The organism is Actinoplanes sp. NPDC024001 (assembly GCF_040638955.1).
Taxonomy (GTDB): domain Bacteria; phylum Actinomycetota; class Actinomycetes; order Mycobacteriales; family Micromonosporaceae; genus Actinoplanes.
On the sequence record NZ_JBEZZB010000005.1, the window covers coordinates 19,459 to 31,983 of the forward strand.

The 12,525-nt window shown below is 72.2% G+C and carries 11 protein-coding genes; 6 read left to right on the forward strand and 5 right to left on the reverse strand.

Annotation, left to right across the window (positions count from 1 at the left end; all coding sequences use genetic code 11):
• Positions 1 to 17: 17 nt before the first annotated feature.
• Both AB0F81_RS03725 and AB0F81_RS03730 read right to left on the reverse strand, forming a co-directional pair.
• Positions 18 to 941: a DMT family transporter gene (locus AB0F81_RS03725; protein WP_360190402.1), complete on the reverse strand. Its 924-nt coding sequence runs from the start codon at positions 939 to 941 to the stop codon at positions 18 to 20.
• Between the two features lie 1,390 nt (positions 942 to 2,331).
• The gene (locus AB0F81_RS03730) at positions 2,332 to 2,958 is read right to left on the reverse strand and encodes a hypothetical protein (RefSeq protein ID WP_360190669.1); all 627 of its coding nucleotides are present in this window, start codon (positions 2,956 to 2,958) and stop codon (positions 2,332 to 2,334) included.
• Positions 2,959 to 3,162: 204 nt separating this feature from the next.
• Between AB0F81_RS03730 and AB0F81_RS03735 the strand changes: the two genes are divergently transcribed.
• A complete protein-coding gene (locus AB0F81_RS03735) occupies positions 3,163 to 3,930 on the forward strand; it encodes an alpha/beta hydrolase family protein (RefSeq protein ID WP_360190672.1) in 768 nt (255 codons plus the stop codon).
• On the opposite strand, the gene AB0F81_RS03740 is transcribed toward AB0F81_RS03735, so the two are convergent.
• A complete protein-coding gene (locus AB0F81_RS03740) occupies positions 3,927 to 4,832 on the reverse strand; it encodes a PAC2 family protein (protein WP_360190405.1) in 906 nt (301 codons plus the stop codon). The genes AB0F81_RS03735 and AB0F81_RS03740 overlap by 4 nt on opposite strands.
• Positions 4,833 to 4,967: 135 nt before the next feature.
• Here AB0F81_RS03740 and AB0F81_RS03745 point away from each other — a divergent pair, with 135 nt between their 5' ends.
• From AB0F81_RS03745 to AB0F81_RS03765, 5 genes are read left to right on the forward strand one after another with little or no spacing between them, the layout of a single operon-like run.
• Positions 4,968 to 5,636 carry an EcsC family protein gene (locus AB0F81_RS03745; RefSeq protein ID WP_360190408.1) on the forward strand — a complete coding sequence of 223 codons (669 nt, stop codon included), beginning with the start codon at positions 4,968 to 4,970 and terminating at the stop codon, positions 5,634 to 5,636.
• A gap of 31 nt (positions 5,637 to 5,667) precedes the next feature.
• A complete protein-coding gene (locus AB0F81_RS03750; protein WP_360190411.1) occupies positions 5,668 to 6,255 on the forward strand; it encodes a fibronectin type III domain-containing protein in 588 nt (195 codons plus the stop codon).
• A gap of 33 nt (positions 6,256 to 6,288) precedes the next feature.
• The gene (locus AB0F81_RS03755) at positions 6,289 to 7,863 is read left to right on the forward strand and encodes a Na+/H+ antiporter (protein ID WP_360190413.1); all 1,575 of its coding nucleotides are present in this window, start codon (positions 6,289 to 6,291) and stop codon (positions 7,861 to 7,863) included.
• Positions 7,860 to 8,123, forward strand: coding sequence for a UBP-type zinc finger domain-containing protein (locus AB0F81_RS03760; protein WP_360190415.1), 264 nt, complete (start codon positions 7,860 to 7,862; stop codon positions 8,121 to 8,123). The genes AB0F81_RS03755 and AB0F81_RS03760 overlap by 4 nt, the downstream gene beginning before the upstream one ends.
• 1 nt (position 8,124) lies before the next feature.
• Positions 8,125 to 9,024 (forward strand): ketopantoate reductase family protein, encoded by a 900-nt coding sequence (locus tag AB0F81_RS03765; RefSeq protein WP_360190418.1) that lies wholly within the window; start codon positions 8,125 to 8,127, stop codon positions 9,022 to 9,024.
• Positions 9,025 to 9,236: 212 nt separating this feature from the next.
• Here the strand turns inward: AB0F81_RS03765 and AB0F81_RS03770 are convergent, their stop codons facing one another.
• Both AB0F81_RS03770 and AB0F81_RS03775 read right to left on the reverse strand, forming a co-directional pair.
• A complete protein-coding gene (locus tag AB0F81_RS03770) occupies positions 9,237 to 10,487 on the reverse strand; it encodes a glycosyltransferase family 4 protein (protein WP_360190420.1) in 1,251 nt (416 codons plus the stop codon).
• Entirely contained in the window at positions 10,487 to 12,352 is a 1,866-nt protein-coding gene (locus AB0F81_RS03775; protein ID WP_360190423.1) for an amylo-alpha-1,6-glucosidase, read from the reverse strand. Before AB0F81_RS03775 ends, AB0F81_RS03770 begins: the two co-directional genes overlap by 1 nt.
• Between the last annotated feature and the right edge of the window lie 173 nt (positions 12,353 to 12,525).

Below are 12,525 nucleotides of genomic sequence, written 5' to 3' on the forward strand. Positions count from 1 at the left end.
CGGAGAACGAAGCGCCCCTATGCGCCCGACGGCCGCGACCCGGCGCCCAGATACAGCGCGGCCACCGCCCCGAGCAGCAGCAGACTGCCGACGATGGTGCTCCCGGCGAGCGGCTCACCGATGAGGAGCACCGCCAGCAGCGCGGCGGTGACCGGTTCCAGCAGCGTGACCACCACCGCGACGCTCCCGGACGTGTGCCGCAGCCCGGAGTAGAAAAGCGCATAAGCCAGCGCGGTCGTAACCGCTCCGGCGTACACCAGCAGCCCGACCGGCGCCGGCGCCGGCGCGAAGGCGAGGCCTTCCAGCGCCGCCAGCGGCGCCAGCGCCACCGCGCCGATCACGCAGGAGAGCGTGGTCAAGACCAGCGGGGGTACGCCCTGCGCAGTGTGCCTGCTGACCGCAGTGGAAGCGGCGTAGACGACACCGGAAGCCACCGCCGCGACCAGACCGAGTCCAGCGGCCGTGGCTCCGGGTTCGATGGTCGCGCCGCCGATCAGAACCAGTCCGATGATCGCCGCGATGGACGCGCTGAGCGTGGCCGAGCTGGGACGCTGCCGGGTGCGCAGCGTCTCCCACGCGCTGAGCAGCACCGGCGCGAGACCCAGGCTGACGACCGTCGCAACGCTCACCCCGCCGAGTCGCACCGCGACGAAATACAGCGCCTGGTACGCGGCAAGGCCCACCCCGGCCGCCACCGTCGCCAGCGGCGCGGCCCGGAACGCCGCCAGGATCTGCCGCCGCGCTGTGAAACCGATCGCGACGAGCACCATCGCCGCGACCGCGAGCCGGTAGAACCCGATGGCCAGGGCGCCCAGACCGGTACGCCCGGCGACGACTTGAACGACGACACCGGTGGTGCCCCACAGCACCCCGGCGGCAGACAGTTGCAGAAGGCTCAGCCGGGTACCGGCCGAGACGGATGAGGACATGGAAGTGGACACGTGCGCTCCGAGAAGGTGAGTCGGTTCCGGCCGCTGGCGGAGCGCAGCACAGGAACACCGACCGAGCGACGCTCGATCGGTGCGGCGGGCGCTCCGGTCAGGAGCGCGGAGGCGGCAGAACGCCCGGGAACGGACTCACGTGGGCAGCCTAGCCACCACCCCGATGCGCAACCATCCCAATAACCCCACTGAGAGCCGGGCCACGACCCAGGCGGCGACGTCGAGGCCACGCCAGCTCCCATCCGTCACACGGGTAGTCAGCCCACCCGCCGGCCCACGTCGGCTTCGCGCAGCACGGACACATCCGCCTCAAGTCGACACCCCGTGTCAGCCGTCCAACCCGGCCGGACATAGCACCTGCTTGGCCCCCCAGCCGCAGCACTTCCGGTCAGCCAGCCAATCCGGCTGCCCAGCACTGCTCGCTCGACGCGCCAGCGGCAGCGTTGCAGGCCAGCCGCCCGACCCCGCTGACCAGCACTGCTCGCATGGTGGGCCGGTGGCAGCGCTGGGAGTCAGCCGGTTGGTTCGGCTGGCGGACAGTGCTCGCTTGGTGGGCGGGTGGCAGCGCTGGGAGTCAGCCGGTTGGTTTCGGCTGGCGGACAGCGTTCGCTTGGTGGGCGGGTGGCAGCGCTGGGAGTCAGCCGGTCGGTTCGGCTGGCGGACAGTGCTCGCATGACGGGCGGGTGGCAGCGCTGGGAGTCAGCCGGTTGGCTTGGCTGACCGGCAGTGTTCGCTTGGTGGGCGGGTGGCAGCGTTGAGGGTCGGCCGGTTGGCTTGGCTGACCGGCAGTGCTCGCATGATGGGCCAATGGCAGCACTGCGAGTCAGCCAGCCCCCGGGGGTGAGCCGTCACGCATGTAGCGCGCAGAAGCGGCTGTCGCGGAGCGCACGGAAGCGGGCGAACCTTCGAACGCCACGATCTGCGCCCGGATGAGACGCCCGGATGCGAGACCGCCTGGACAGGGCAGCTCGGATGAGGCAGTTCCGGGTGCGCGAGCGCCTGGACAGGGCAGCTCGGATGAGGCAGTTCCGGGTGCGCGAGCGCCTGGACAAGGCAGCTCGGGAGACTGCCCGGACAGGACCGCGAAAGCGAAACCAACAAGAGCGGACAGCGCCCGGCGGAAGGGCCCGCAACGCACAGCGTTCCCCGGCGCGCACGCACGCCGGGGAACGCTGGCGGGGAGGGTCAGGGAGCGGCGAGGAACCGCACGCCGGGGAACGCTGGCGGGGAGGGTCAGGGAGCGGCGAGGAACCGCACGCCGGGGAACGCTGGCGGGGAGGGGCACTGAGCAGCGAGGAACGGCACGCCGGGCGGGCAGCTCCCGCTGGCCTGCCCGCCCGGCGCCGGCGCCGGGCGGGCAGCGGCAGCGGCGGCGGCGGGCGGCAGATGATCAGGCGGCTGGGCTGGTGGCTGGGCTGGCGGTGGCCGACCACATGGCGGTGAACGCCGCCGCCTCGCCGGCGAGCCAGCTTTCGACGTCGCCGGGGCGGGCAGCGGGGTCGATGCGATGCGTGACGCCGCGGCGCAGGTCGACCAGGACCGGCTCGGCGTTCGGAAGGATCTGGTCCATGTGGCGGGCCATCAGGTGCAGCATCGCGGTCGTGGCCTCGGCGCTCGGCGGCTCCTCGTCGAAGTGCAGCCGGACCGCTTCCCGGCGACCGTCCTCATAACGCAGGCCGAAGTGCGGGTTGATTTTCACTGCGAGCGGGCCGACGGCGGCGATGGCGTCGCGGGTCTGGGCCAGGCTGACCAGCTCGGGGTCGCCGAGCGAGTCGAGATAGGTGCGGGCGCCGGCGCGCAGCGCCTCGTAGAGCGGCTTCCAGCGATCCTTCACCAGGTCGATCACGCCGGTGAGATAGCTGCCGCCGGTGCGGAAGGCGATGTCCGCCTTCAAAGCCTTGACGAGCTGGCCGTGCGGGTTGAAGCCGCTCCGCCGCTCCCGCTGGCGGCGCAGTCCACCGACGAACGTGGCCTTGGCGGGGCCGGTGCGAGACACGTAGCGGGTGAAGCCGAGCATCGTCGCATACGGAGGGATCACGGGCACGGGGGTGGTCGAGATCGTGGACAGGGTGGACGTGGTCACGTCGGTCTCCTCACTCGCGCTGCGAGCGCCCGTAAGCGCCGAAGATCCGCAGCTCAGGGCCCCTCTTTCGTACATACATTCTAATCGACGGGTACGACATTCCCAACTGGACGGCCGCGCATGACGGAGACTGTGGGCATGGCCGTGATCCGCTGCGATTTCGACTCCGAGGCACTGGAGTTGAGCACCTCGATGACCGTGCTGCTGCCCGACGGCGACGACGCCGAGAGGCCTGGCGGCAGCACGAAGAATCCGCCGCCGCTGCTGTACCTGCTGCACGGCCTGACCGACGACCACACCGGCTGGACCCGGTTCACGTCGGTGGAGCGCTATGCCAGGGAGCGCGGGCTCGCCGTGGTCATGCCACAGGTGCACCGCAGCTTCTACGCCAACGAGGCATATGGGATGCGCTTCTGGGACTTTTTGTCCGCGGAGCTGCCTGGCATCGTCAACCGGTTCTTCCGGGTGTCCGGCCGTCGTGAGGACACCTTCGTCGCCGGCCTGTCGATGGGCGGCTACGGCGCGATCAAGTGGGCGCTGCGCGAGCCGGAGCGGTTCGCGGCCGCCGCCACACTCTCGGGGGCGCTCGATATGGCGTACATGCAGGAACATGACCGGCGACCGCACATGCGTGCCCTGGTCGCGCGGGTTTTCGCCGACCGGCACGTGGCCGGTGGCGAGGAGGATCTGCTGCATCTGGTCCGCGTCGCGGACCGCGCGGCGCTGCCGCGGCTGATGTTGCGCTGCGGCGCCGAGGATCACCTGCTGGCGCAGAACCGGCGTTTCGTGCAGGCCTGCGCCCGGGCGGGCGTCGAGCTGGACGCCGCTTTCGGGCCCGGCGCGCACACCTGGGAGTACTGGGACCAGCAGCTCCCAGGCGTGCTCGACTGGTTGATCAAACGCTAGCCGTCGTCGCGGCTCTGCTCGGCGAGGAAGCGCTCCAGCTCGGCGCCGAGCTCCTCGGCGGTCGGCAGCGGGGAGTCCGAGTCGGCCAGCAGGTTGCCCTGGCGGCCGCGCAGGAACGCGTCGTACTGCGCTTCGAGCGAGGTGACCAGCCGGCCGGCCTGCTCGTCGTCGGCGATCTGCTTGTCGACCTCTTCGCGGACCAGCGCGGCGGCCTCGCGCAGCCCGCCGGTCGGCAGGGCCAGGCCGGTGCTGGCGGAGACCGAGTCGAGCAGCAGCTCGGCGGCGGCCGGGTAGCCGGTCTGGGCCAGGTAGTGCGGCACGTGCGCGGCGTAGCCGAGGGCGTCGTGGCCGGACTGCCCGAGCCGGAACTCGAGGAGGTTGCCGACGCTGGCCGGCACCTGCACCCGCTGCAGCCAGGACTCGTGGTCGCCGAGCAGCCGTTTGTCGGTGGCGTGCGCGGTGACGCCGACCGGGCGGGTGTGCGGCACGGCCATCGGGATGGCGTTGAGGCCGACCGTCACCCGCACGCCGAGCTGGTCGATGAGCGCGGTGACCGCCGCGATGAACCGCTCCCACTGCAGGTCCGGCTCCGGGCCGGCGAGCAGGAGGAACTGGGTGCCGAGCTGGTCGGTGACCAGGTGCAGGGCGAGCTTGGGGTCCTCGTAGCTCTCGAAGTGGTCGGCCACGAAGATCATCGGAGGGCGGCGGGACCGGTAGTCCAGCAGTTGATCGAGGTCGAATGTGGCGATGACCTCACTCTCCAGGTGCTCCAGCAGGTGTTCCCGGGCGAGCTGAATCGCACTGCCCGCGTCGACGAAACCGGTGAGCGCCTGGATGAGCACCGGGCTGTCCAGGGTCGGCAGATCACCGGCCACCTCGTAGAGCCCGTGTGGATCAAGCACGCTGCGGACCTCCTCGTAAGCAAGCGGGTTCCTGTGCCAACAGTGAACCAGCGTCGTTCATTCCACCAACTGCGATGATCACTTACGTGCGGAGGGGCGTCACAATGAGGTGCAGCCCCCCTTCGGAGTTGAACTGTGACGCAACCCATCGCCACCCCGTTCGAAACGACCACGCCGCCCGGGACGCTCTGGTCCCGGATGAAGGCCGACCCGCAGTACGCCCCTGAACACCTGGCCCTGGAAGCGGTCCGCCGGCTCGGCCCGGAGGCCGACCGCTGGGTCGAGCAGAAACGGGCCGAGCGGCCCGAGCTGGGCCCCGAGGAACTGGCCGCGCTGGCGGTCAAGCACTTCACCACGCTGGCCCGGGTCTCCGGTGCGGTCTCCGGCGCCGCCGGGCTGCCCGGCGCGGTGCTCGACGTCGGCGTCCTGGCCTGGACCCAGGCCCGGATGGTGCTGCACATCGCCGCCGCGTTCGGCGCCGACCCGACCGCCCAGGAGCGGGCCACCGAGCTCCTGGTCCTGCAGAAAGTGCACCGGATCGGCGAGACCGCGCGGATCGCGCTCGGGGTCGCGGCCGGCCGGGAACGAGCCAGCCGGCTCTTCACCGGCAACTCCGGGCGGCCGCTCACCCGCGTACTGATCACCATGGGTGTGCGGCTCGCGCAGATGGCCGGGGTGCGTGCGGCCCGGCGGGTGTTCGCCAAGATGATCCCCGGCGCCGGCATGATCCTCGGCACCTGGGTCAACTCGGCGGCCACCAAGGATCTGGCGCGGCGTGCCGCGATCCACTACCGGAACGGCTAAGCATCGCGGGCGACGGCCCGATCTCCCTGACGTGCTGGGATATCGCAAGAGGTCGGCCGTCGCCCTGTCCGTCATCGCGCTGCCGCTGCTGCTCGCCGGGTGCGCCTCCGAGGCCACCCCGATCGAGCGGGACGCGGTCGGCGGCGCCGAGTGGCTCCTGGTCGAGGAGGGCAAGGCGACGCCGTCGCCGACCGTGAAGTTCGGCACTGCCTCGCCGACCCCGAGCCTGACGCTGCCCCCGCTGCCCAGCGCCTCCGGTTCCCCGGCCGCGAAACCCGGCGCGAGCTGTACGCCGGTGCAGAGCGCCGGCGGCATCAACGGCCTGGACGTGGAGCCGGCCAGCACCGAGGCCGTCGTGACCTGGTACCACCCGGGCGGCAGCAACATCGTCGACTACCGGGTGACCGCGATCAGCCAGGATCTGCGGGTCGGCGCGCAGAGCGAGGTGGGCTGGACCCAGGCCGCGCCGGAGACCTGCGGTGACGTGAGCGCCACGGTCACCGGGCTGGAGCCGGGGACCGACTACGTCTTCTCGGTCGACGTGGTGATGAGGCAGACCGGCCTGGAGGGGACCACTACCAGGACGGTGGCGCGCTCGCAGGTGGTGAGCACCACCTGAACCATCGATCCGGGAGTCTCTAAGCTTCCCGGCATGGAAGGCATCATCGACACGGTCGTACTGGTGGCGATCTCGGTCGTGGGCGCGGCTCTGGCCCGCCGGCTGGGTTTTGTGGCGCCGCTGGTGCTGCTGGTCGCCGGGCTGGGGTTGTCCTACGTTCCGGGTTTCCCGGAGGCGCACCTCGAGCCCGAGCTGGTGCTGATCGGGATCCTGCCGCCGCTGCTCTACGTCGCCGCGCTGCAGACCTCGGTGCCCGCGTTCCGGCTCGCGTTACGGCCCATCCTGCTGCTCGCGGTGGGCCTCGTGGTGCTGACCGCGCTGGTGATCGGCTACCTCGTACACATGCTTCTGCCCGAGGTGCCGCTGGCGGCGTGCGTCGCGCTGGGCGCGATCGTCGCGCCGCCGGACGCGGTCTCCGCGACGGCGATCGCGCGCCGGGTGGGGTTGCCGCGCCGGGTGGTCACCATCCTGGAGGGCGAGAGCCTGCTGAACGACGCGACCGCTCTGGTGATGGTGCGGGTCGCGGCGGGGGCGCTGGCCGGCGCCGCGGTCGGGTTCGCCGAGATCGCCGGCGAGGTGGCGCTCAAGGCCGGTGGTGGCCTGCTGATCGGGTTCGGGTTCGCGGTCGCGGCGGCCTGGGTGCACCGCAAGATCGAGGACCCGCTGCTGGACGACGCGGTGGCGTTGCTCACCCCGTTCATCGTGGTGATCGTCGCCGAGGAGCTGCACACCTCCAGCGTGGTGGCCGTGGTGATCGCCGGCCTCTACCTGGGCCACCGGATCCCCTACCTGCTCTCCGCCTCGTCGCGGTTGCAGATGGAAGCGGTCTGGCGGCTGATCAACTTCCTGCTGGAGGGCGTCGTCTTCCTGCTGGTCGGTCTTCAGCTGCGGACCGTGGTGAGCAGCATCGAGACCGACATGGCGACGACCGTGCAGGTCACCGCGGTAGTCTTCGGGGCGCTGGTGCTGATCCGGTTCCTCTGGATGTACCCGGCCACCTATCTCGCGCGGCTCATCCCGCGGATCCGCAACCGGGAGGACCGGCCGCCGCCGACGGTGCCGACCGTCATCGCCTGGGCCGGCATGCGCGGCGTGGTGACGCTGGCCGCGGCGCAGACCCTGCCGGAGCCCGGCGTCGACGGCGTACCCGAGTACCCGCGCGAGCTGTTCGTCTTCGTCGCGTTCGCGATCATCGTGCTGACCCTGCTGGTGCAGGGCACCACGCTGCCCTGGGTGGCGCGGCGGCTGCGCGTCCGCGAGGACAGCAGCGCCGAGGACGCCCTGGCCGAGGCCGGTGTGCAGCACACAGCGAGCCGGGCCGCGCTGGAGGCGCTGGAGCAGCACGCCGGCGGCGCGCCCACCTCGGTCGTGGAGCGGTTGCGCGGTCTGGTGGAGAGCCGGTCCAACAACGCCTGGGAACGGCTCGGCAGCCAGGAGCGGGAAACCCCGTCGGCGGCGTACGGTCGATTGCGTCGCGAGATGATCAAAGCCGAGCGGCACGTCTTCAAGATCGCCCGGAACGAGGGGCGGATCCCCGAGGAGGTGCTGGTCCGCGCCCAGCGCGAGCTCGACCTGGAAGAGTCCCAGCTGCAACGGAGTGACGATTGACCTGCCAGCATCTCAAGGAAGCCGGCGAGCCGGCGCCGCTGACCGCCTACGCCGACGGGTGCACGCAGTGCGTGTCCGAAGGCTTCCACAACTGGGTGCACCTGCGCCTCTGCCTCGGCTGCGGCCTGGTGGCCTGCTGTGACTCCTCGCCGCGCCGGCACATGTCCGCGCACCACGCCGCCGAGGGACATCCGGTGATGCGCTCGTTCGAGCCGGGCGAGCACTGGCGCTGGTGCTTCGACGACGAGCTGCTGGGCTGACGTGCGGACCCTCGTCGTTGGGGCCGGCGCGACCGGCGGGTACTTCGGCGGACGCCTGCTGCAGGCCGGCCGGGACGTGACGTTCCTGGTCCGGCCGGGCCGCGCCGCCCGGCTCGCCGAGCGCGGGCTGCGGATCAAGGGGCAGGCCGTCCTGCACCCGGAAACCACGGTGACCGGCACCTACGACCTGGTCCTGCTGGCGGTGAAGAGCTACTCGCTGGAGTCGGCCCTGGCCGATCTCGCCCCGTCGGTCGGCCCGCGCACCGTGATCATCCCGCTGCTCAACGGCATGCGGCACGTCGAGGCGATGACCGGCGCGTTCGGCCCGGAACGCGCCTGGGGCGGCGTCTGCATGATCCACGCCACCCTGGACGGCGAGGGCGACATCGTCCAGATGACCGGGTTGCACCGGCTCGCCTTCGGCCCGCTCGACGGCGGCCCCGACGACCGGCTGGAGGCGGTGACGGCCACCCTGACCGGCGCCGGCTTCGACGCCCGGGCGTCCTCGTCGATCCTCCACGAGATGTGGGAGAAGTGGGTCCTGCTGGCCACGCTCGGCGCGGCCACCACGCTGATGCGCGCCTCGATCGGCGCGATCAACGCGGCGCCCGGCGGCGCGGCGTTCGGCCAGGCGCTCGCCGCCGAAGCCATCGCGGTCGCCACCGCGGCCGGTCACGCACCGCGCCCCAAGGCGCTGGCCATGCTGGAGACCGCGATCTCCACGACCGAGCCGACCACCTCGTCGATGTACCGCGACCTGTCCCAGGGCCTGCCGGTCGAAGCCGACGCGATCATCGGCGACATGGTCGCCGAGGCCGCGCGGCACGGCGTCGCCACGCCGTTGCTCTCCGCGGCCTACACCGGCCTCTCGATCTACAGCGCGAGCCGCGGCAGTCCCTGAAATCCCATTCGAGGTACGGGCCACCACGCCCGTCGAACTACGGCTCCCGTGGCCAAGCGCGAGCTGAGCGCCACTCCAGGCCGCAGCGCGACCGCCGGGCTTAAGCACGTCTCCCGCTGCGTGGATCTCCGGCGCGAAGCCCCCGAAATCCACACACCGCGGGCTGTCCCTCCCGGCTGTGGCGAGTGGGGGGTGCGGAGCGCACCCCCGGTTCACACGGTGGTTCTCAGGAGTGCGGGCCGCGAGGTGGGGACGTGGGCGAGCAGGCTCTCCGCCTCCCGGGCGACCCGCCCGGCGTCGGTGGCGCGGGCCAGCTCGTAGACGGCGACGGTGCTCTCCGCGATCGCCGGCCAGTTGAAGTCCTCCCGGACCCGGCGGGCGGCGCGCAGCGCCAGAGCGCGGGCGTACTCCCGGTCGGCCAGCACCGACCCGGTCACCGCGGCCAGCGCGGCCGGGTCGCCCGGCGTGAACTTGACCCCGGTCACACCGTGCTCGACGATCTCGGCCAGCCCACCGGTGTCCGCGACCGCCACCGGGGTTCCCGCGGCCGCCGCCTCCAGCGCCACCATGCCGAACGGCTCGTAGATGCTGGGCACCACGTAGCAGTCCGAGGCGCCCATCAGCGCGGTCAGCTCGTGCCCGCCGAGGAACCCGGCGAACGTCACCTCGGGCGTGCCCAGCGCTTCCAGTTCCGCCCGGTAGGGGCCGTCACCCGCGATCACCACGCGCAGGCCGGGATGCCGTTCCCGCAGGATCGGAACCGCGGCCAGCAGATGCTGCACACCTTTCTCGTAGACGAGCCGCCCGGCGTAACTGATCAGCGGCCCGTCACCGGCATAGCGCGCGCGGGCCGCGGCCACCGCACGCGGCCGGGCCCGCCAGCGCAGCGCGTCGACCCCGTTGAAGACCACGTCGGTGCGCCCGGCCGGCACCCCGAACAGGCGGCCGACCTCGCGTTTCATGTACGCCGAGCAGACGATCGTGCGCACCGCCCCGGTCGCCAGCCAGCGTTCGATGTCGTCGATGGTGCGGTTGTGCGCGGCCGGCAGCCAGCCCTGGTGCCGCCCGGACTCGGTGGCGTGGACCGTCGCGACCAGCGGCACGTCCAGGTGTTCGCGCAGGGTCATGGCGGCGTGCGCGACCAGCCAGTCGTGGGCGTGCACCACGTCGTAGCGGCCGGTGCGGGCGGCGCGCAGGGCGGCCCGGGTGAGCGTGTGGTTGAACGCCATCGCCCAGCCGAGCAGGTTCCCGCCGTCGGTCTCGAAGGCGGGCGGGTCGTCGGGGGCGCGGATCACCCGTACTCCCTCGGTGTATTCCTCGAGGAGGGCGCCGGGCGCGTGCCGCGTCACCACGGTGACGTCGTGCCCGGCCGCGACCAGCGTGGTGGCGAGCGCGTGCACGTGCCGGCCGAGCCCGCCGACCAGCAGCGGCGGGTATTCCCACGACAGCATCAGTACGCGCATCAGCCAAACCTTCGTTTCACTCGCAGTACCTCGGCGACGGCCCGGGCGGAGAACGGGCAGCCGGTGGCCCGGTGCGGGGCGTCGCCGTCCGCTGTCTCGCTCACCGAGCCGACACCCCACTCGGACAGGTGCGCTTCCAGGCCGGTGAGCAGGCCCTCGTCCGGCCGGCCCGTCGCGGCCAGGGCGTCGGCGTACGGGCCGATCAGCCACGGCCACACGGTGCCCTGGTGGTACGCCATGTCCCGGTCGTCCCGCCCACCGCGGTGCCGGCCCTGGTAGCCGTACTCGTTCGGGGCGAGCGTGCGCAGGCCGAGCGGCGTGAGCAGGGTCTCCCCGAGGGTACGGACCGCGGCGCCGTCCTGTCCCCGCATCGGCGCGTGCGGCAGCGACCAGGCGAGCAACTGGTTCGGGCGCAGCGACGGGTCGTCGTGGTGCGCCCCGGCGCCGAGCGGATAGGTGGACGGCGGCCCTTCCACCACGTCGTAGAGCCAACCTTCCGGGGCGGGGAACCGGGCCACGAACGACTCCCGGGCCCGGGCGTGCCGGGCGCGCGGCTCGGTGTCGTCGATGCCGGCCTCGGCGAGCAGGTCGCACATGGCGGCGAGCGCGTTCACCCAGAGCGCGTTGATCTCCACCGGTTTGCCGATCCGCGGGGTGACCGGCCCGTCCTCGGTCCAGCCGTTCATCCAGCTCCCGGCGTCGTGCCCGGGTGGCTGCCGCAGGCGCAGCAGCTCGTCGGTAGGGTCGACGCTGAGCGGCCCCGCGCCGCTGAGCCGGCGCCGCAGCAGCCGGCCGAGCGACATCGCGAGCTGAGCGGCCAGGTCGCTGTCCCCGGTCCGGCTGACGTGCCGGTCCACGGCATGGACCAGCCACAACGGTGCGTCGAGACTGTCATGGCGCTGCCACGGCTCGGTGGGGTCGGCGGGGGAGCGGGCGGCCAGCCGGGTTCGGGCGATCAGCAGCTCCCGGCCCTCCTCGGCACGCCCGGTGTCCAGGAACAGCCCCTCGTAGGCGGTCATCGTGTCGCCGAGGTAGCTGCCGAACCAGGGATAGCCGGCCACCACGTCGGGACCGTCCGGGGCGCGGATCACGAACCGGTCGGCGGCGAGTGCGAGCGTTCCCCCGTACCCCTCGGCTTTTGCGGCGGTGACCAGGTGGTGAGCGCGCTCGCGCTCGGCCGCGATGACCACCTGCGCGGCCGGCGGCCGGTCGCCCAGCTCGCCGGCCCAGGCGGAGATCTCCACCGCATCGCCCGGGCCCGCCTGCTGGAAGAAGGTGCCGGCGAGCAGCAGATCCTCGGTCGCGGGCAGGCCGCGCTCGGCCTCCAGGCGGGTGTGCACGCCCAGGTGCCAGGAGCCGCCGGGCTGCCAGCCCGGCCCGGCGAGCCGGTAGGCGCCGGCGACGACCGCGCCGTCGGCGACCGGTTCGACGCTCAGCGGCGGGCCGTCGGCGTGCCGCTCACCGTGCGCGTCCCGCCAGGTGCACATGGCCGCGATCGCCAGTCCCACCGGGCCGGGCGCGCTGATCACCCGATGGACGACGGCGAGCGACGGATGCCCGTGCCGCATCGCCAGTTCCCGCTCGACGACCACGTCGCCGATCCGCCACCGCCACCGGGGCAGGCCGTCGGCGAGGGTGAAGGTCTCCAGGTGGCGGTGCCCGCAGGGATCCAGGGCGCCGGACTCCCACTGGTGGGTGAAGAGCGGGATCTTGGCGCCGGAGGGCAGCGTCACCGTCAGATCTAGGGCAGCGAGGGCGGCGTGGCGCACTGAGTCCTGATCAGTAACGGTCAGCAAGGCGTGGTAGCGGCGGGTGCGCAATCCGCTGACGGTTCCCGTCGCGTATCCGCCGAGCCCGTCCGTCACCAGCCATTCCCGGCCTCCGCCGGCGTCCTCGCTGAGGGATCCACAGACCTGTGGACCGAATGTGATCTGATCAGTTTGCGGCACAGTGCCTCAATGCTCGATTTGGGACACGCCAAACCCCCGGACGGGGAGATATCAGCGGCTAACCGGACAGTCGGGCCGACGTTAGCAGT

Bases quoted from the DNA above. Each gene is read 5' to 3' on its own strand.
- AB0F81_RS03730 (WP_360190669.1), bottom strand. From the start codon at position 2,958: ATGCTCGGCTTCACCCGCTACGTGTCTCGCACCGGCCCCGCCAAGGCC.
- AB0F81_RS03735 (WP_360190672.1), top strand. From the start codon at position 3,163: ATGGCCGTGATCCGCTGCGATTTCGACTCCGAGGCACTGGAGTTGAGC.
- AB0F81_RS03755 (WP_360190413.1), top strand. From the start codon at position 6,289: ATGGAAGGCATCATCGACACGGTCGTACTGGTGGCGATCTCGGTCGTG.
- AB0F81_RS03770 (WP_360190420.1), bottom strand. From the start codon at position 10,487: ATGCGCGTACTGATGCTGTCGTGGGAATACCCGCCGCTGCTGGTCGGC.